General features: G+C 59.2%; 15 protein-coding genes and 2 tRNA genes. 9 read left to right on the top strand and 8 right to left on the bottom strand.

The genetic code is table 11. The features are described 5' to 3' along the window. Positions 1–4: 4 nt before the first annotated feature. The 4 genes from HU722_RS23845 to HU722_RS23830 all read right to left on the bottom strand — a co-directional run bounded on the left by HU722_RS23845 (position 5) and on the right by HU722_RS23830 (position 4560). Positions 5–1291: a virulence factor family protein gene (locus HU722_RS23845; RefSeq protein WP_065874574.1), complete on the bottom strand. Its 1287-nt coding sequence runs from the start codon at positions 1289–1291 to the stop codon at positions 5–7. Further along, positions 1291–3933, bottom strand: a complete 2643-nt coding sequence (gene mprF / locus HU722_RS23840; RefSeq protein WP_065874575.1) for a bifunctional lysylphosphatidylglycerol flippase/synthetase MprF — start codon at positions 3931–3933, stop codon at positions 1291–1293. Before mprF ends, HU722_RS23845 begins: the two co-directional genes overlap by 1 nt. A gap of 278 nt (positions 3934–4211) precedes the next feature. Further along, positions 4212–4288 (bottom strand) — tRNA-Met (locus HU722_RS23835). A gap of 195 nt (positions 4289–4483) precedes the next feature. Then, positions 4484–4560, bottom strand: a tRNA-Met gene (locus HU722_RS23830). 278 nt (positions 4561–4838) lie between these two features. On the opposite strand from HU722_RS23830, the gene dinB reads away from it, so the two are divergent. Continuing rightward, positions 4839–5897 carry a DNA polymerase IV gene (gene dinB, locus HU722_RS23825; RefSeq protein ID WP_065880773.1) on the top strand — a complete coding sequence of 353 codons (1059 nt, stop codon included), beginning with the start codon at positions 4839–4841 and terminating at the stop codon, positions 5895–5897. 131 nt (positions 5898–6028) lie between these two features. Here dinB and HU722_RS23820 read toward each other — a convergent pair whose 3' ends face one another. The 4 genes from HU722_RS23820 to HU722_RS23805 form a co-directional block, all read right to left on the bottom strand. After that, the gene (locus tag HU722_RS23820; RefSeq protein ID WP_049711690.1) at positions 6029–6982 is read right to left on the bottom strand and encodes a hypothetical protein; all 954 of its coding nucleotides are present in this window, start codon (positions 6980–6982) and stop codon (positions 6029–6031) included. A 20-nt stretch (positions 6983–7002) separates the two neighbouring features. Further along, entirely contained in the window at positions 7003–8718 is a 1716-nt protein-coding gene (locus HU722_RS23815; RefSeq protein WP_065874577.1) for a proline--tRNA ligase, read from the bottom strand. A 211-nt stretch (positions 8719–8929) separates the two neighbouring features. Next, positions 8930–10462: an AmpG family muropeptide MFS transporter gene (locus HU722_RS23810; protein ID WP_065874578.1), complete on the bottom strand. Its 1533-nt coding sequence runs from the start codon at positions 10460–10462 to the stop codon at positions 8930–8932. Positions 10463–10505: 43 nt separating this feature from the next. Beyond that, on the bottom strand, positions 10506–10868 hold the full coding sequence (locus HU722_RS23805; RefSeq protein ID WP_065874579.1) for an MGMT family protein: 363 nt from the start codon (positions 10866–10868) through the stop codon (positions 10506–10508). 141 nt (positions 10869–11009) lie between these two features. Between HU722_RS23805 and HU722_RS23800 the strand changes: the two genes are divergently transcribed. From HU722_RS23800 to HU722_RS23765, 8 genes are all read left to right on the top strand, one after another. After that, complete coding sequence (locus HU722_RS23800; RefSeq protein WP_065889950.1) at positions 11010–12017, top strand: DUF481 domain-containing protein; 1008 nt, start codon at positions 11010–11012, stop codon at positions 12015–12017. Between the two features lie 116 nt (positions 12018–12133). Next, positions 12134–12865, top strand: coding sequence for a HugZ family pyridoxamine 5'-phosphate oxidase (locus tag HU722_RS23795; protein ID WP_065874581.1), 732 nt, complete (start codon positions 12134–12136; stop codon positions 12863–12865). Positions 12866–12931: 66 nt separating this feature from the next. Beyond that, complete coding sequence (locus tag HU722_RS23790; protein WP_016971150.1) at positions 12932–13408, top strand: FxsA family protein; 477 nt, start codon at positions 12932–12934, stop codon at positions 13406–13408. Between the two features lie 246 nt (positions 13409–13654). Continuing rightward, positions 13655–13951, top strand: a complete 297-nt coding sequence (locus tag HU722_RS23785) for a co-chaperone GroES (RefSeq protein ID WP_003175874.1) — start codon at positions 13655–13657, stop codon at positions 13949–13951. Positions 13952–14001: 50 nt separating this feature from the next. Further along, complete coding sequence (gene groL / locus HU722_RS23780) at positions 14002–15648, top strand: chaperonin GroEL (protein WP_049711696.1); 1647 nt, start codon at positions 14002–14004, stop codon at positions 15646–15648. Between the two features lie 321 nt (positions 15649–15969). Continuing rightward, positions 15970–16653: a two-component system response regulator ColR gene (gene colR / locus HU722_RS23775; RefSeq protein WP_049711697.1), complete on the top strand. Its 684-nt coding sequence runs from the start codon at positions 15970–15972 to the stop codon at positions 16651–16653. Next, positions 16643–17923: a sensor histidine kinase gene (locus tag HU722_RS23770; protein WP_065874582.1), complete on the top strand. Its 1281-nt coding sequence runs from the start codon at positions 16643–16645 to the stop codon at positions 17921–17923. Before colR ends, HU722_RS23770 begins: the two co-directional genes overlap by 11 nt. Positions 17924–18111: 188 nt before the next feature. Further along, complete coding sequence (locus HU722_RS23765; protein WP_065889949.1) at positions 18112–18792, top strand: class I SAM-dependent methyltransferase; 681 nt, start codon at positions 18112–18114, stop codon at positions 18790–18792. The last annotated feature ends 1 nt before the right edge of the window (position 18793 follow it).

Raw genomic sequence — 18793 nt, 5'->3', positions numbered from 1 at the left:
GAAGTTACTCGGCTTTATCCTTGGCCTGGTGCTTCACAATGATATCCACCAAGCGCTTGGCCAGCGCCGGGTAGTTCTCATCGAAGTGATGCCCACCTGGCAGCTTCAGCGCTTCACCCACGGCAGTCTTGTCTGTGCAGCCGCTCTCATCGACTTCTTCCGCACCGTAGATGCACACCACTTTCTCCGGCGGCAGCTTGGCCATTTCCGGGCCCGTAGCGGCCTCTTTACCGGCGTTACCCAGCCAACCTTCCACTTCGATTTCAAAGCTGCCGGTGCGTGCGAAAGCCAGCAAGATAATCGCATCGACCCGCTGCTGTTCGTTTTCCGGCATACGGTTGTAGATGGCCGGCAATACATCGGCACCGAATGAATAACCGGTCAGTACGAAGCGCTTGGTGCCCCACTTCTGACGGTAGTGTTGCATCAGCTCGGTGAGGTCCTTGGCGCTTTGTTCCGGGGTCTTGTGCTGCCAGTAGTAGCGCAGGGTGTCGATGCCGACGACGGGGTAGCCGATCTTGGCCATTTCGCCGGCCACGTCGCGGTCCAGGTCACGCCAGCCGCCATCACCGGAGAGGAACAGGGTGACGGTGTCCTTTGCCTGACCGGCCGGCACTTCAACCACCGGAATCGCCAGACCGCCGTTGTCCGAGCCCACCAGTTGCTTGCGCAGCTCGTTGTTCAGCACTTGCGGGTAGTGAATGTCGTAGTCGCTGATGCTGGTGGTGGCGCGCGGTGTATCGCGTACGAAACTGGCGCTTTCATCGTCAGGGTTGTCGTTCCAGGCCACCAACCAATTGCCGTGCGCGGCGGTTTTCGGCAGTGGGTCCTTGCAACCTTCCTGCACCAAAGCGAAGCCGACGGAGATGGCATTGGCCTTGTCGTCATTCTGGGTCGCCAGCCAGCGCCAGGCGAGGGCTGCGCCTGGGCCGATGCCACTGACCAGAGTGGCCGGGCCCTTGAGCTGGCCCAGGGCGCTTTGCAGCGCTTGTTCCTGCAGCTTGCAGTCATCCTTGGGCAAGATCACCTGAACAATCTGCGCCTTGCCGCCCTGGCTCAGAGCGATCAGTTGGCTGTCGGTCAGGATTTCGTCGGCCATTACGGCCACGGCCACACGGGCTTTCGGCGTGCCATTGGGCGTCACGCGGGTCATCACCGAGCCATCGGCCTGGGGCAGTTGCTCCAGGGTCGGCTGCGGGGCAGGGCGGTTCCAGTACCAAAAGCCGCCGCCTGCGATCAAGGCGAGCAGCACTACAGAGGCCAATACATACCGCCAGGAACGTCGAATCATCAGCGTTTCACCAATCCAGTCAAGCCGCCCGCGATCAGGGCGGCGGTATCGGCCAGTGCCACCAGCGGATCAAGTCCTGCGGGCACGGCCATGTAACGGGGTTCCCAGTCAGGCTGGAACTTGTCTTTGAAGCGGCGCAAACCTTGGAAGTTATACAGTTGCTCGCCACGGCGGAACACCATCGAACCCAGGCGTTGGGTCAACGGCGCGCCGCGGCGTGGCTGCAGGCCCGACAACGGCACCATGCCGAGGCTGAAGCGGGCGTAGCCGTGACTCTTATAATGTTGAATCAGGCCGACCATCATGAATTCCATGGTCAGCTTGGGTGCGTCAGGGTGGGCGCGCATCAGGTCGAGACTGGCCAGATCGTGGTTGTAGGTCTCGAGCAAGTTGGCGAAGGCCACCGGGTTCCCTTCGAAGCGAATGATCGCGATGCGAAAGTGCTTGAGGTAGTCGTCGCTGAAGCGTCCCAGGGAAAAGCCTTTTTCCCGTACGTTCTTGCCGGTCAGCCAGGCATCCGAGATCACTTTGAGCGCGTCCATCGGTGCCGTGCCCGGTTCAAAGATCTCCAGGGACAGGCCGTCGCGGGTGCCACGGTTCCAGGTATAGCGCAGGTCCTTCATCTCTTTGCCCTTGGCTTCCAGGTCAAAGCGTTTCAGGTCGACGCGGGCTTCTTCACCCAGTTTGATCGCGGTAAGGCCGATGTCCATGTAGTACGGCAGGTTCTCTGCGCGCACTTGATAGAACACTGGGCGCGCGTGATGGATGTCGCACAGGTCGCGGAACTGCCAGATCATCTCGGCGCGTGGCTGGGTCGGGCCGATCGGGTCGTACAAGGCTACCAGGCTGCGCCCGCGACGGGCGTACATGAGGAAAGCTTCATCATTGGGATGGAACAGCAGCGCCTTGTCGCCGGTGAGCGCCAGGCCGCCGTCGGGTTGGGACGAGGCCATCAGGATCTTGCTGGCGCGCTCGAGCTCGTCGGGCGTCGGCAGGTGGATCACCGGGCGCGCGGTGCGTAACAGCCAGGTCAGGGACACGATCACCAGCAGGACGGCGGCGCCCAACAGCGAGCGCAAACCACGGGGCGCGTTGGCGTCCAGGGTGAACTGCCACCACAACTGGTGGCTGTACGGCACGTCTTGATAAGCGAACAGCAGCAGCCAGATCGAAGCCCCCAGCACGCACACGCTTGCCACCAGGTACAGCGGCGAGAAGGGCAGCTCGGTGAGGCGGCTGGCGCGGTAGAACGAGCGTCGGAAAATCGCCAGCAGGATCGCGGTCATGGTCATCAAGCTGGCTTCTTCCCAGTCGAAACCCTTGAGCAGCGAGAGCAACGCACCGGTCAGCAGCAGCACCATGGTCAGCATCCAGGCGGCTGACAAGCGTCGACGCAGGCCCTGGGCCAGCAACAGGCACAGCACGCCGATCAGGCTGGCGCCAAAGTGCGAGGCGTCAATCAGGCGGTGGGGAATCAGGAAGCCGATGTTTTCCAGGCGTGAGTCGATTTCGGGCGTGGCGCCAGAAAACAGCAGGACCACGCCGGACAAAAAAACCAGTACGGCCAGTACTGGCGCTGCCAGCCCCGAGGCGACCCGCAGGCTTTGCTGGGTCTGGAACAGACGCTGCGCTTCGTTGACCAGCAGGAACACACAGGCAATCAACAGCGGCAGCACCACGTAGATCATGCGGTACAGCAGCAGGGCCGCGGCCAATGGCGCGGCGCCCAGTTTGTCGGCGAAGGCGGCGAGCAGAATCGCTTCGAATACGCCAACCCCGCCCGGTACATGACTGAGTACGCCGGCTGCCAGGGCCAGCAGGTACACCAACAGGAAGGGGCCGAAGGGCGGCGCTTCCGGCAACAACAGATAAAGGACGGTGGCAGCGGCGGCGACGTCCAGTGCGGTGATGATCAGTTGCAGGAAGGTCAAACGCCGGCCCGGCAGACGCAGGGTACGGCGGCCAGCTTTTACCAGCAGGTTATCCGGGTAGGGTTGCTCCGGCAGGCGACGGCGATAAATGCCGATGCACAGCGCGGCCGACAACAGCAACACGGCGCCGGCAATGCCGCCCAGCAACCCTTGCGACAGATGCAAATAAGTGGAGGCCGCCGGCAAGTTACTCAAGGTGGCCAGTGCCGCCAGCGGCGGCAGGGCGCAGCCCAGGGCCAGGCTGGCGAACACGGTCATGTGCGCCACTTCTGAAGCCCCGATGCCATGGCGCGCATATAAACGATAACGCACCGAACCGCCCGAGAGCATGGACAGGCCAATCGCATTGCCGATGGCAAACGCGGTAAAGCCGCCCAAGGCCAGGGTCTTGGCGGGCAGTTGTACCCCCGCGTAGCGCGCGCCGGAAAATTCGTAGCCTAATAGAATGACGAAGCCGGCGACACCTGCGGCAAACGCACCGAGCAGGGCGGGCCTGGGCACTTCCAGGATCGAATCGTGGAGGGCGTAAAGATCCAGTTCCAGCAGCAGGTGTCGGCAGGCGATCAACGCGATGGCGAACAGCAATAGTGTGACGGCCAGCCCGATGGGTTGCCGGTATTTGCTCACCAGATCCAGCCAACGCAAACGAGCGGGAGGGATCGGTTGTTCTGCTGTAACAGTGTCTTGTGGTTCAGACGAGTTGGCGCGCATCAATCACCTCGTGGATTGTGCGCGACAGGATGGAGGTATCCAGCCAAGTTACCAATCCCTATGGACAAAATAATTACAAATATTAACGCGTATCACCGGGGGCGGCGACAGCGGCCATTGGTCGTAGAGGGGAGCACTGAGCATTGAGCATAGCTCGCAATGAGATGGACTCTACAAACCGTGTACGGTTTCATGAAAGATGCCATGCCATTGTTTCAGAAGAACTTTTTCACCGGATACAAAAAAGGCCACTCTTTCGAGTAGCCTTTTTTGATGTTTGGTTGCGGGAGCCGGATTTGAACCGACGACCTTCGGGTTATGAGCCCGACGAGCTACCAGACTGCTCCATCCCGCGTCTGTGGGCGGCATTCTACAGCCCAGCGGCGGGGTGTCAACCGTTAATGGATGTATCGGTCAAATAAGTGTGAATTAATCCACTGAGCCGCCGCCAAGTACGATAAGTGTGCGATAGGCTTGAATTTTTGTCCGACAATCAAAAAACTGACAGGCACAAAAAAGGCCACTCTTTCGAGTAGCCTTTTTTGATGTTTGGTTGCGGGAGCCGGATTTGAACCGACGACCTTCGGGTTATGAGCCCGACGAGCTACCAGACTGCTCCATCCCGCGTCTGTGTGTCGGCATTCTACAGAGGATCGCGAGTGTGTCAACCCGTGTTCTGAAGAAAAGCGCTTGTGGTTCAATCGGTTAGCTCTCCATCGCTGTACGTGGATGCGCTGGAAGCCAGTCTGGCCAAGGGTTTCGGCTCTATCGGAATGCCAAATTCGATTGAGAAAATAAATTCATCTACGAATTTTCCTACCGTTCAAACGGAAGAATCAAACTACTGGTGCTATATACAGGTGTGAGTGCGATACTGGCCACCCGTGGTTTCACACCCTGTTTATATGACGCAGCGCAAAATCATCCACGTTGACTGTGATTGCTTCTACGCCGCCATCGAGATGCGCGATGACCCGAGCCTTGCGCAAAAGCCGCTGGCGGTGGGTGGCTCGGCTGACCGGCGCGGGGTGATCGCTACCTGCAACTATGAGGCGCGGGCCTATGGCGTGCGCTCGGCCATGTCGTCACGCCACGCGTTGAAGCTGTGCCCGGACCTGACCATCGTCAAGCCGCGCATGGACGCCTATAAGGAAGCGTCGAAGGAAATCCAGACGATCTTTCGCGACTACACCGACCTGATCGAACCGCTGTCGCTGGATGAAGCCTATCTGGACGTGTCTGACTGTACGCATTTCGGCGGCAGTGCCACGCGCATCGCCCAGGACATTCGCCGCCGCGTCTCCAACCAGTTGCATATCACCGTGTCTGCCGGTGTCGCGCCGAATAAATTCCTGGCCAAGATCGCCAGCGACTGGAAGAAACCCAATGGGTTGTTTGTGATTACCCCGGACCAGGTCGAAGACTTTGTCTCGCAGTTGCGTGTGAGCAAATTGCACGGCGTGGGTAAAGTCACGGCAGACAAACTGGCGCGCCTGGGAATTGAAGACTGCCTGCAACTGCGTGAGTGGAACAAGCTGGCGCTGGTGCGGGAATTTGGCAGCTTTGGCGAGCGACTGTGGAGCCTGGCGCGTGGGGTTGATGACCGCGCAGTGCACAACGATAGCCGTCGGCAATCCATCAGTGTGGAAAATACCTACGATGTGGACCTGCCGGATCTTTCAAGCTGCCTGGCAAAGCTTCCCGAACTGATGGAAACCCTGGCCGGGCGTATGGCGCGAATCGACAGCAGTTATCGGGCGGGCAAGCCGTTCGTTAAAGTGAAGTTTCATGACTTTACCCAGACGACACTGGAGCAGGCAGGGGCAGGGCGGGATTTGGAGAGTTATCAACAGCTGCTGACGCAGGCGTTTAACCGGGGTGGGAAGCCGGTGCGGTTGTTGGGGATTGGGGTGCGGTTGCTGGATTTAAGCAACGGCAACGAACAACTCGAGTTCTCCTGGTAGTAACCCAAAACCAAATGTGGGAGCGGGCTTGCTCGCGAATGCGGTAGATCAGTCAATACATCTGGTGACTGGCACTCCGTATTCGCGAGCAAGCCCGCTCCCACATTTAGATCTGCGACATTTGTGGAGTCTCAGCGTGCGCCTGGATCGGCAACGAGACGCCCCGCATCCTTGGTCAGCGCCTGCAGGAATTCCTGCTGCAACTCGGGATCATTGCGGGTCAGTTCGATCAGGCTTTGTTCCAGTTCGCTGGCTTCTTCTTCCAGGCCCAGCTCTGACAGACGCTTGACCCGGTGCACCCACTGGCTGACTTCATCGTCTTCCAGGTCGTCGTAGATCAGGCCGTGGGCTTCCAGCAACTTGCCGCGCAGCGTGCTGCTGATCGCCAGTGTCGAGTCCGAATGCACGTCGTCCTGGCCATCTTCCACGCTGATCTTCAAGGTCGTGACGCGGTTAAGGTCCTGCTCGGCAAACGGGCTGTCCAACAGGTTCAGGCGCAAGACGCCGTTGCGGTCGGTGGTCAACTCATGCACTTGCTTGCCCGCAGTAACCTGCACCGGGCGTTCGCTCCAGGGCAGGCTCGAATACTCCACGCGCTTGTCGCGCTGGACTTCATCGATACCGGCCAGGTTCTGTTGCGCACGGCCATGGGATTGTACGTTCATGAACGGGTTGAGGCCGTCTACGCCGTAGGTCAGCCAGTCGTGGGTCATGCTGGTAGGCAGGTTGCCGAGGGCGAAGATATTCGCCACGTTAGCCCCCGCACCCGCCACCAAGGCGACCGTGCCCAAAGGCACTTCATAGAGTTCGCGCCAGGGTTGGTAGGGGGTGTAGCGGTCGTAACGACGGGTGACTTCGAACTCGGTGACCTCGAAGGTCTTTTGCTCGTGAATGCGCACTCGGCGTTGCGGCAGCTCCAGCACTTTGGGGTCGCCTACATCGATCTGCAGGCTGTGGTCGAGCAACTTACGCTCGACCCGCTCCTCGTGCTCACTGCGTTGCGACATCTGGTTGGCGCAGCCGCTGACCAGCAAGGCGCCGCACAAGGCGGCGCCCCCCAGGGCTCTGGTGTTTCGCTTGAACATGACTTCTCTTGATCTGGTTTTCAGCGACGAATACGCGCCTGAAGGAAAGACAGCACGTCAGCCACCGGCAACGGTTGGGCTTCGGCTTCGGTCCGGCTCTTGTATTCCAGATTGCCATCCGCCAGGCCGCGGTCACTGACCACGATCCGGTGTGGGATGCCAATCAGTTCCATGTCGGCGAACTTGATGCCCGGGCTGGTTTTCTTGTCCCGGTCATCCAGCAACACTTCAAAACCGGCGGCCGTCAGTTCGGCATACAGTTTGTCGGTGGCTTCGCGTACTTGCTCGGTTTCATAGCGCAGCGGTACCAGGGCGACCTGGAACGGCGCCAGGGCGTCACTCCAGATGATGCCTTTCTCGTCGTTGTTCTGCTCGATGGCAGCTGCAACCACGCGCGAAACGCCAATGCCGTAGCAGCCCATTTCCAGGGTGATCGGCTTGCCGTTCTCGCCCAGCACTTCGCACTTCATGGCCTTGCTGTACTTATTGCCCAGCTGGAAGATGTGCCCGACTTCGATGCCGCGCTTGATCTCCAGGGTACCTTTGCCATCCGGGCTCGGGTCACCAGCGACCACATTACGCAGGTCGGCCACGGTCGGAACCGGCAGGTCACGCTCCCAGTTCACACCGAAGTAATGCTTGTCGTCGATGTTCGCGCCAATACCGAAGTCGCTCATCAGCTCGACCGAACGGTCGATGATAATTGGCAACGGCAGGTTCAGTGGGCCCAGGGAACCAGCACCAGCGCCAATGGCGTCGCGCAGTTCGGCATCACTGGCCATGACCAGTGGGTTGGCCACGCCAGGTTGCTGGGCGGCTTTGATTTCGTTGAGTTCGTGGTCGCCACGGATCACCAGGGCGATCAGCTTGCCTTCTTCTTCGGCGCGCACGATCAGGGTCTTGATGGTCTTTTCAATCGGCAGATTGAATTTTTCCACCAGGGCCGCGATGGTCTTGGTCTCTGGCGTGTCTACCAAGCGCAGCTCTTCGGCCGGTGCAGGGCGGGACGTTTCCCGTGGCACGGCTTCGGCTTTCTCGATGTTTGCTGCGTAGTCGGAACCGTTGCTGAACACGATATCGTCTTCGCCGGATTCGGCCAGTACGTGGAATTCGTGGGAGCCGGCACCACCGATGGAACCGTTGTCCGCTTCTACCGGACGGAATTTCAGGCCCAGGCGCGTGAACACGTTGCAATAGGCCTGGTGCATGCGGTCGTAAGTGACCTGCAGGGAAGCCTGGTCGGCGTGGAACGAATACGCGTCCTTCATAATGAATTCACGGCCGCGCATCAAGCCGAAGCGTGGGCGGATTTCATCACGGAATTTGGTCTGGATCTGATACAGGTTCAGCGGCAGCTGTTTATAGCTGCTCAGCTCGTTGCGCATCAGGTCGGTGATCACTTCTTCATGGGTCGGGCCGGCGCAGAAATCGCGGCCATGACGGTCCTTGAAGCGCAGCAACTCAGGGCCGTACTCTTCCCAGCGCCCGGATTCCTGCCACAGTTCAGCCGGTTGGGTGCTCGGCATCAACACTTCCAGAGAGCCGGCAGCGTTCATTTCTTCACGAACGATGGCTTCGACCTTGCGCATCACCTTCAAGCCCATGGGCAGCCAGGTGTACAGGCCCGAGGCCAGTTTGCGGATCATGCCGGCGCGCAGCATCAGCTGATGGCTGATCACGACCGCATCGGAAGGCGTTTCTTTCTGTGTGGCGAGCAAATATTGACTGGTGCGCATGGTAGGCCGTTGTCGGTTGCTTGGACTTGAAATGACGCTGGATTGTACGGGCGGTTGCCGCCGGAGTACAGGCATCAGGTTGCGGGGTGTTTCTGTCGGAACCGTGCTTGTGTGGGAGCTGGCTTGCCTGCGATTCAGGCGACGCGGTGTATCTGTAGCACCGAGGCGACATCATCGCAGGCAAGCCAGCTCCCACATAGATCGAGGTGTATCAGTCGTCTACCGGGGGATTCAACCGAATCCGCCGATTCTCCTGATACCAATGCAGTGCAATCAGCAGCAGTGTCGGTACACCCAGCATGCAGGTGATCAGGAAGAAATTATGGTAGCCGAACTTCTCCACCATTACCCCCGAATACCCGCCGATCAGGCGCGGCAGCAACAGCATGATCGAGCTGAGCAGCGCGTATTGGGTGGCGGAGAACTTGAGGTTGGTCAGGCTCGACAAATAGGCCACAAACGCCGATGTGGCCATGCCCGAGCTGAAGTTATCCAGGGAAATCGTGAAAATCAGCATCTGCAGGTCCGGGCCCATGTCGGCGAGCGCCACGAACAGCAGGTTGGTGCCGGCAGAGAACACGCCGCCGATGAACAGGATTGGCAGGATACCGAAGCGCACAATCAGCAGGCCGCCCATGCCGGCGCCGACCAGGGTCATGATCAGGCCGAAGATCTTGCTGACCCCGGCGATCTGGTCCTTGGTAAAGCCTTGGTCGATGTAGAACACGTTGGCCATCACGCCCATCACGGTGTCAGACATGCGATAGGTGGCGATCAGCCCCAGCAGCAGTAATGCTTGCCAGCGATAGCGCAGGATGAAGTCGTTGACCGGCGTCAACACCGGCGCCAGGCCCCGGCGACCCATGGCCGAGAGGCACAGTGCGGTGAGCGTGATATAGAGAATGGCGCGCAGGAACGCACGGTCATCCATCAGCAGGTCCCACAGGCTCATGCCGTGGAACAGCACGCTTGCGAAATCAGTGTTGAACAGCTGGGTGAACATCGCCGGCACCGACACCAGCAATACGATCAGCACAAATACCGAGACCAGTTGATGCACGAAACTGTAGCGCCCGGCCTGCAGCTGGGTGCGCAGTGGCACATTGGGTTCGCGCATGAACAGCGTGGTCAGCAACGCAGGAACCATCAATACGCCGAACAGCACATAGGTGCCGGTCCAGGCCGAGTGTTTATAGTTGAAACCGGTGGAGCCGAAACCTTCAGCAAAAAACAGTGCACCTGCCGTGGCGAGCAGGGCGGCGATGCGATAGCCGGACATATAGCTGGCGGCCAACGCGGCCTGGCGGCTGTCATCGGCGATTTCCAGACGGTAGGCGTCGACCGCAATATCCTGGGTGGCGGACGCGAAGGCCACGACGACGGCGATAGCGATCAGCCAGGACAAATGTTTCTGCGGGTCGCAAAAGCCCATGCCGATCAATCCGAGGATCACCAGCGACTGGGCAAGGACCAGCCAGGACCGGCGTCGCCCGAGTTTACCGAGCAACGGCAGGCGCCATTGGTCGAGCAGCGGCGACCAGACCCATTTAAAGGCATAGGCCAAACCAATCAGGCTTGCATAGCCGATGGTCTCGCGGGCCACACCGGCCTCACGCAACCACACCGACAGCGTCGAGAACACCAACATGTAAGGCAAGCCGGCGGCAAAGCCGAGCAACAACAGCACTAACGTCGAGGGGCTGGCATAGGCAGCGAGCGCGGCGCGCCAGGTTTTACGGGGCATGGGCTGGAGTCTGCCTCAGGTTTGCGGAAACAAAGCGCGCACTCTAACCGCTGTGCTCTACCGGGCGCCAGCCATGGCGCTGAATATCCACGCGATTGTTGCGGACCGTGATGCCTTCATCGCGCAAACGCGCGCGTTGCTCGTCACCCGAGGCACTGCCCACCGGCAGACTTATCCGACCACCGGCACCCAGCACGCGATGCCAGGGAAGTTTGGTGTCTGCAGGCAGTTGACTCAGGGTGCGGCCTACCCAGCGCGCCGCACGCCCCAGCCCAGCCAGGTGAGCCAGCTCGCCGTAGCTGACCACGCACCCTGCGGGCACTTGCGCCAGGGTCAGGTACAGCGCAGTGCGGCGCATTTCGGCAGGGCTTTGCGGGGGCTCGGCGGGTTGATTCACTGTGCGCATATCCGTTGAGATCGGCTGACTTATTGTAAGAAACGTCTGTAACCATGGCATCGAGGATTGAACTGAATATAAATCCTTGAGTCAGTCGTATCTAACACGATAATGCCCTCTTTTCGCCAACCTCGAGCCCCGAATCCGCTTATGTTGTCCAGAACCCTGTTGTGCCTCGCTGTTTTCAGCGCCTCCACGCCCTTGCTGGCCGATACCGTCTGGTTGAAGAACGGTGACCGTCTGACTGGCAAGATCAAGGTCTTCGACGGTGGCAAGTTGCTGATCCAGACCGATTACGCGGGCGCCATTCCTGTGGACTGGAAACAGGTGAAAACCCTGGAAAGCGACCAGGAGCTGCTGGTCAAGCAAGATGCCTACACCGGCGAAAAGGCCAAGTCCCTGAAACCGGCGGATGAAGGCAAAGTGGTGCTGGCCAATGGCGAGGCGCCAAAGACCGTCGAGCTGGCAAGCATTCAGCAGATCCTCAAGCCCAAGCCTGTGATCGAAGACTTGGTGTGGAAGGGCAATGTCGACATGGCTCTGGACTACAAGCGCGCCGAAAAAGATACCAACGACTATGACATCGACTTCAAGACCACCGCGCGGCATGGCCAATGGCGCCACACCGGGCAGGGCGAGTACAACCGCGAGTTCCAGGACGACGTGACCACCACCGACAACTGGGCGTTGGAATATGACCTGGACCGCTTCCTGACCGAGCATTGGTTCTGGCAGGGACGCTTGACTTACAAGCGTGACAAGGTTGAAGACCTGGCTCGCCAGCGTACCGTCGGTACCGGCCCTGGCTACCAGTTCTGGGATGATGAGCTGGGGGCATTCTCCCTGGGGTCGCTCGTCAACCGCACCGATTACGAATACGCCGAAGGCGGCAAGGACAACTTCTATTCCCTGGCCATGAAGTGGAACTACAACCGCTACCTGGTGGGCAAGACCGTTGAATTCTTCACGAATGGCGAATTGGGCAAACCTATCGATGGCCCAGCGGAATACTCCCTGGATGCGGAAATGGGCCTGCGCTACAAAGTCACCGAGTGGGCTTCGCTCAACCTCAAGGCTGAACGCGACGTCATCAGTGGCGACTCGGAAAGCAGCCTGAGCAAAACCCGCTACACCGCAGGGTTCGGCGTGGCCTGGTAACACCCTTCGACAAATCCCGGCAGGGGGGGCTCTGGCAACCGGCGCGTAGATTGATTACCTTGTGTTGAGATCCATTCCCATAAGTCATGGGCGGCTGAATACCCGAGGAGTCAACGTTGAGCGCACAGGTTGCCAAGAACGCCCGAGAGCTGTTGCTCAAGGAATACCGTGGGGCTCTCGCCACACAGTCCAAAGCCATGCCGGGTTTCCCTTTTGGTTCGGTCGTGCCGTATTGCCTGGACGAGCAGGGCCGTCCGCTGATCCTCATCAGCCGTATTGCCCAGCACACCCACAACCTGCAAAAAGACCCAAAGTGTTCGTTGCTGGTAGGTGAGCGTGAGGCGGATGACGTGCAGGCCGTCGGGCGCCTCACCTACCTCGCTGAGGCCGTAAAACTCCAGGAGGGCGCTGCCATCGAGGCAGCGGCCGAGCGTTATTACCGCTACTTCCCCGATTCGGCCAACTACCACCAAGCCCACGACTTCGACTTCTGGGTGCTCAAGCCGGTGCGCCACCGTTACATCGGCGGCTTTGGGGCGATTCACTGGGTCGACCAGTTGACCCTGGCCAACCCGTTCGCGGGTGCGGCTGAGCGCAGCATGATCGAACACATGAACAGCGATCACACCAAAGCCATTGCCCACTACGTCGACTTGGCCGGTTTGCCGACTTCCGAGCCTGCGCAGTTGGCCGGTATCGACAGCGAAGGCATGCACCTGCGTATCGGCCAATCCTTATATTGGTTACCGTTCGCAGAGCCTTGCAACACTCCGACACAAGTGCGCGAAGCCCTGGTTTCATTGGCGCACGCTGACGTCTGGCCGAAAAAAGAAGCCGCTGACGCTTGAATTCACGAAATGGCGACGTCATCTAAGGTGGACTGGCAAGGCATTCTTGCGTTGAGGAACCATTTGATGCGCCCTTTTTTATTGCTCTTTCTGCTGTTCCCGGTGTTGGAGCTGTTCGTATTCGTTCAAGTCAGCAGTGCGATCGGGTTTTTCCCGGCCCTGCTGTTGATCATTCTCGGCTCGATGCTCGGCGTATTGGTGCTGCGCGTCGCCGGCCTGGCCACGGCGCTGCGTGCCCGTGAAAGCCTGAATCGTGGCGAGCTGCCCGCACAGACCATGCTTGAAGGCCTGATGATGGCCCTGGCCGGTGGCCTGTTGATCCTGCCGGGATTTATCAGCGATGTGGTCGGCCTGGTGATGTTGCTGCCAGTCACTCGCAAGCTGCTTGCCGGCAAGATGCGTCAGCGTGCCGAAGAGGCGGCGATTCGCCAGCGTGCGTTCGCCGATGACCTGCAACCTCGTGGCGGTCCGGCTCCGCGCCAGCCACTGGGGCGTGAAGGTGATGTGATCGAAGGCGAATTCGAACACCGCGACAGCAAATAACCGCTTCACTGGCACGGCACCTCTGGGTGCCGTGTTGCTTTGAGCCGTCGACACACTCAAAAAATTTCCGTCGAGGCCCTTGTAATAAGCTTATGCGCCCTTATGTAACGGTCACCGCAAGGTTTCTGGTGGTGACATCAGACAGACTTCCGCGTCTTGCTTGGCGAGGCGCGACCGGCACCGCCGGAATACAACCTGCCGGTACTGATACCGGCCGATGAAAAACACAATTAGGAGAGATCGACAATGAGCAAGCTTCGTCCTCTGCACGACCGCGTCGTAATCCGTCGCAGCGAAGAAGAAAAGAAAACCGCTGGCGGTATCGTTCTGCCAGGTTCGGCTGCTGAAAAAGCCAACCACGGTGTGATCGTCGCTGCAGGCCCAGGCAAGACCCTGGAAAACGGTGACGTGCGTGCGCTGGCCGTTAAAGTCGGTGACAAGGTTGTATTTGGTCCTTACTCCGGCAGCAACACTGTGAAAGTCGACGGCGAAGACCTGCTGGTTATGGCTGAGAACGAGATTCTCGCTGTTCTGGAAGACTGATTTCCCCGCTCATTTTCCCGTTACTCCAAAGTATTTAAGGAATATCGATCATGGCTGCTAAAGAAGTTAAATTCGGCGATTCCGCCCGCAAAAAAATGCTCACCGGTGTCAACATCCTGGCTGACGCAGTAAAAGCGACCTTGGGCCCTAAAGGCCGTAACGTGATCATCGAGAAGAGCTTCGGCGCTCCGACCATCACCAAGGACGGCGTTTCGGTAGCAAAAGAAATCGAACTCGAAGACCGTTTCGAAAACATGGGCGCGCAGCTGGTCAAAGACGTTGCCTCCCGTGCCAACGATGACGCAGGCGACGGCACCACCACCGCTACCGTTCTGGCTCAGGCAATCGTCAACGAAGGCTACAAAGCCGTCGCTGCCGGCATGAACCCGATGGACCTCAAGCGCGGCATCGACAAGGCGACCATCGCCATCGTTGCTGAGCTGAAAAACCTGTCCAAGCCATGCGCTGACACCAAGGCTATTGCCCAGGTAGGTACCATCTCTGCCAACTCCGACAGCTCCATCGGCGACATCATTGCCGAAGCCATGGAAAAAGTCGGCAAAGAAGGCGTGATCACCGTTGAAGAAGGCACTGGCCTGGAAAACGAACTGTCGGTTGTAGAAGGCATGCAGTTCGACCGTGGCTACCTGTCCCCGTACTTCGTCAACAAGCCTGAAACCATGGTTGCCGAGCTGGACAGCCCGCTGATCCTGCTGGTCGACAAAAAGATCTCCAACATCCGCGAAATGCTGCCAGTACTGGAAGCCGTTGCCAAAGCCGGCCGCCCACTGCTGATCGTTTCCGAAGACGTTGAAGGCGAAGCCCTGGCGACGCTGGTTGTGAACAACATGCGCGGCATCGTTAAAGTCGCAGCCGTCAAGGCTCCAGGCTTCGGCGACCGTCGCAAGGCCATGCTGCAGGACATCGCTGTTCTGACCGGCGGTACCGTTATCTCCGAAGAGATCGGCCTGAGCCTGGAAAGCGCCACCCTGGAAAACCTGGGCAGTGCCAAGCGCGTGACCATCTCCAAGGAAAACACCATCATCGTTGACGGTGCTGGCGTTGAAGGCGACATCCAATCGCGCATCACTCAGATCCGCGCCCAGGTTGCCGAGACTTCGTCCGACTACGACCGTGAAAAACTGCAAGAGCGTCTGGCCAAGCTGTCCGGCGGCGTTGCAGTGATCAAGGTTGGCGCGGGTTCCGAAGTTGAAATGAAAGAGAAGAAAGCCCGCGTTGAAGACGCCCTGCACGCAACCCGTGCAGCCGTTGAAGAAGGCGTGGTACCTGGCGGTGGCGTTGCGCTGATCCGTGCACTGGAAGCCCTGACTAACCTGACCGGCGACAACGCTGACCAGAACGTCGGTATTGCTGTGCTGCGTCGTGCTGTTGAAGCACCGCTGCGCCAGATCGCTGCCAACTCCGGCGACGAGCCAAGCGTTGTGGTCAACGAAGTCAAGAACGGCAAAGGTAACTACGGTTACAACGCTGCGACTGGCGTCTACGGCGACATGATCGAAATGGGCATCCTGGACCCTACCAAGGTGACTCGTTCGGCATTGCAAGCTGCTGCCTCCATCGGTGGCCTGATCCTGACCACCGAAGCTGCCATTGCTGACAAGCCTAAGGCTGAAGGCGCTGGCGGTGGCGGTATGCCAGACATGGGCGGCATGGGTGGCATGGGCGGCATGATGTAAGCCAGCCTTACCCCCGTACTGAAAAAGCCCCGCCTGCAGTGATGCAGGCGGGGCTTTTTTATTGTTTGAGTTTGAATTGCAGTCAACTGTGGGAGCTGACTTGCCTGCGATGGCGCACTGCGAACCGATGAAACGTTGAATTAACCGCAAATTTTCGCCCTGGCACTGTCGCCACTGTGTGAAGCCATAGTGAAAATCTCGTTCACTATAAATCTTGGTTGAAAAGCTTTATCAGCATGCCCTCCAGGCCTATCCCTGAGCCACACTTGGCCTTAAGCTGCGCGAGCCAACACGGCCGCTACCGCGTACGGAGACACTCCCATGCGAATTTTATTGGTTGAAGACAACCGCGATATCCTCGCCAACTTGGCGGATTACCTGGGGTTGAAGGGTTATACCGTTGACTGTGCGCAGGACGGTTTGTCGGGCCTGCACTTGGCTGCCACTGAACATTACGATTTGATCGTGCTCGACATCATGCTGCCCGGCATCGATGGCTACACCCTGTGCAAGCGCCTGCGCGAAGATGCGCGCCGTGACACGCCGGTGATCATGCTCACCGCCCGCGATCAACTGGATGATCGGCTGCAAGGCTTCAAGTCTGGCGCCGACGATTACCTGCTCAAACCCTTTGCCCTGTCGGAATTGGCGGCGCGGATCGAAGCCGTACTGCGCCGTGCACAGGGCGGCGGTCGTCGCACACTGCAGGTGGCTGACCTGAGCTACGACCTCGACACCCTGGAAGTCACCCGCGAAGGGCGCCTGCTCAAGCTCAACCCGGTCGGCCTGAAACTGCTGGCGGTGCTGATGCAGAAGAGCCCGCACGTGCTGCGCCGCGAAATCCTTGAAGAAGCGCTGTGGGGCGATGACTGCCCGGACAGCGACAGTCTGCGCAGCCACGTCCACCAATTGCGCCAAGTGATCGATAAACCGTTCGCCAAGCCATTGCTGCAAACCGTGCACGGTGTCGGTTATCGCTTGGCCGAGGGGCGTGATGGAGTTTAAGCAGAGCCTTGCCCAACGGATCATCATTGCCTTTGCCTTGATGAGTGCATTGGTGGCGGGCGCCTTCGCCATGGGCATCGTCGCGACTGTGCACCTGGTGGAAGAAAAACTGATCTCGGCCGGCCTGGGCGGTGACCTGCAGCGCCTGTTGCTGATGGATACCGTCGAGGACTGGCGCCACCGGCCCGAGCCGGACCAGCTGTTTTACTTCAGCGGAGGTCCCGGCGATTTTGAATTGCCCAAGGATCTGCGTCACCTCGAACCCGGTTTCCACGAAGTATTCCGCGAGTCGCTGTCTTACCACGCCATGGTTGAAGTGGTCGACGGCCGGCGCTACGTGTTGTTGCAGGACCAAAGCGATTTCGAAGAGCGCGAACGCGTGCTGTTTGCCGTGGTGCTGGTGGGTTTCGTACTCAGTCTGGCGCTGGCGGTTTTCCTGGGGTGGGTGTTGGCGCGCAAAGTGATGGCACCGGTGGTGCGCCTGGCTCGCCAAGTACGTCACCGTGACCAATTGCTGGGTTTGGCACCCCCTCTGGCGCCAGATTACGCGGCTGACGAAGTGGGTGAGCTGGCCGTGGCCTTCGATGCCACGCTGGGCCGCCTGCGTCAGGCCCTGTCTCGAGAGCAGATGTTCACCAGTGATGTCAGCCACGAGTTGCGCACCCCGTTGATGGTGCTGGCCAGTTCCTGCGAACTGCTGCTGGAAAACCCGGCCATCGATCAGCGTGGGCGTAACCAGGTCGAGCGGATCGCCCGTGCCTGTGAGGAAATGCGTGAACTGGTGCAGACCTTCCTGATGCTGGCCCGCGCGGAGCATGACGACGGCACCATGTCGCCCCAGGTCAGCCTGGAGCAGGTCGCCGATGATCTGCTCGGTATCTGGCGCGAGCCCATTGAGCGCAAGGGCCTGGAGTTGATCTACCAGCCGGGCAACCCCTTGGATACCCGGTACAACGCGACGTTCCTGCACGCGGTAATGGGCAACCTGCTGCGCAATGCCTTGCATTACACCGAACACGGTTTTATCCGCCTGACCCTGGAGCCCAGTGGTTTTGTGGTGGAAGACTCCGGTGTGGGGATTCCCGAAGACAAGCGCGAAGCGATGTTCGAGCCGTTCGTGCGCGGCAACGAGAAGCGCGGTGACGGCTTGGGCCTGGGTTTGTCTCTGGTCCAGCGCATCTGCGAGAACCAGGGCTGGAGCGTGAGCCTCAGCACCATGGAGCCCAACGGCTGCCGCTTTCATGTGCAACTGAGTCAGGTCAACGCCTGACTCCACCCCCTACCGTTATCCTGCCAGACATCACCGTAATTCGGCGAAAATGGCCCGATGCTATTGCTTGTGTCTGTAAAGTCTTGAAATGTATGGGATTGGACAGGACAAGTTTTTCACAACGGGTTGACCTGTTGATCACAGATTGCTGCTTAAGGTTGTAGGCATCAGCAACTGGAGATCCGTAGATGTCTACCCCGATAAAGCTCGAATTTTCGAAAAAGTACGACGACGAGCACGCCCACGAATATTTGCTCAAGCATCAGGACAATCTGGCACGCCGGCTGTCCCATAAGCGCGACGAGCAATTGGCCCGTGGCGCGCTGGCGATGGCCGGTGAGCCTGGCTTGGTGCTGGACCTGCCCTGCGGTGCCGGGCGCTTCTGGCCGCTGCTGGCCGAAAAACCCAACCGTGTGATCATCGGTGCTGACACTTCCGCCTCGATGTTGAAGGTGGCAACGGTCGCCCAGCCCGCCGAAGTGGTGAAACGGGTACGGCCTTTGCAAACGTCTGCGTTTGATATCGATCTGCCGGATAACGCCGTCGATAGCATTTTTTGTATGCGCCTGTTGCACCACATTGGTGATCCGGCGCATCGGCTGGCGATATTGCGGGAGTTTCAGCGTGTTACCCGTGACAGCGTGATCATTTCGCTGTGGGTCGATGGCAATTTCAAAGCCTGGAAACGCAAGCGTCTCGAAGGGCAGCGTCGCAAGAACGGTGAGCAGGAAGGTTACCAAAACAGATTTGTGTTACCGGCTGCTACTGTCGAAGCGGAGTTCGAGGAAGCCGGCTTTCGCGTTCAGGAATCCCTGGACTTCATACCGCTCTACGCCATGTGGCGGGTGTACGTATTACGCAAGAGGTAAC

This window comes from Pseudomonas tritici, from assembly GCF_014268275.3.
Taxonomy (GTDB): Bacteria; Pseudomonadota; Gammaproteobacteria; order Pseudomonadales; family Pseudomonadaceae; genus Aquipseudomonas; species Aquipseudomonas tritici.
Note: the sequence above shows the minus strand (reverse complement) of the source record. Positions and strands in the feature narration are given on the sequence as shown.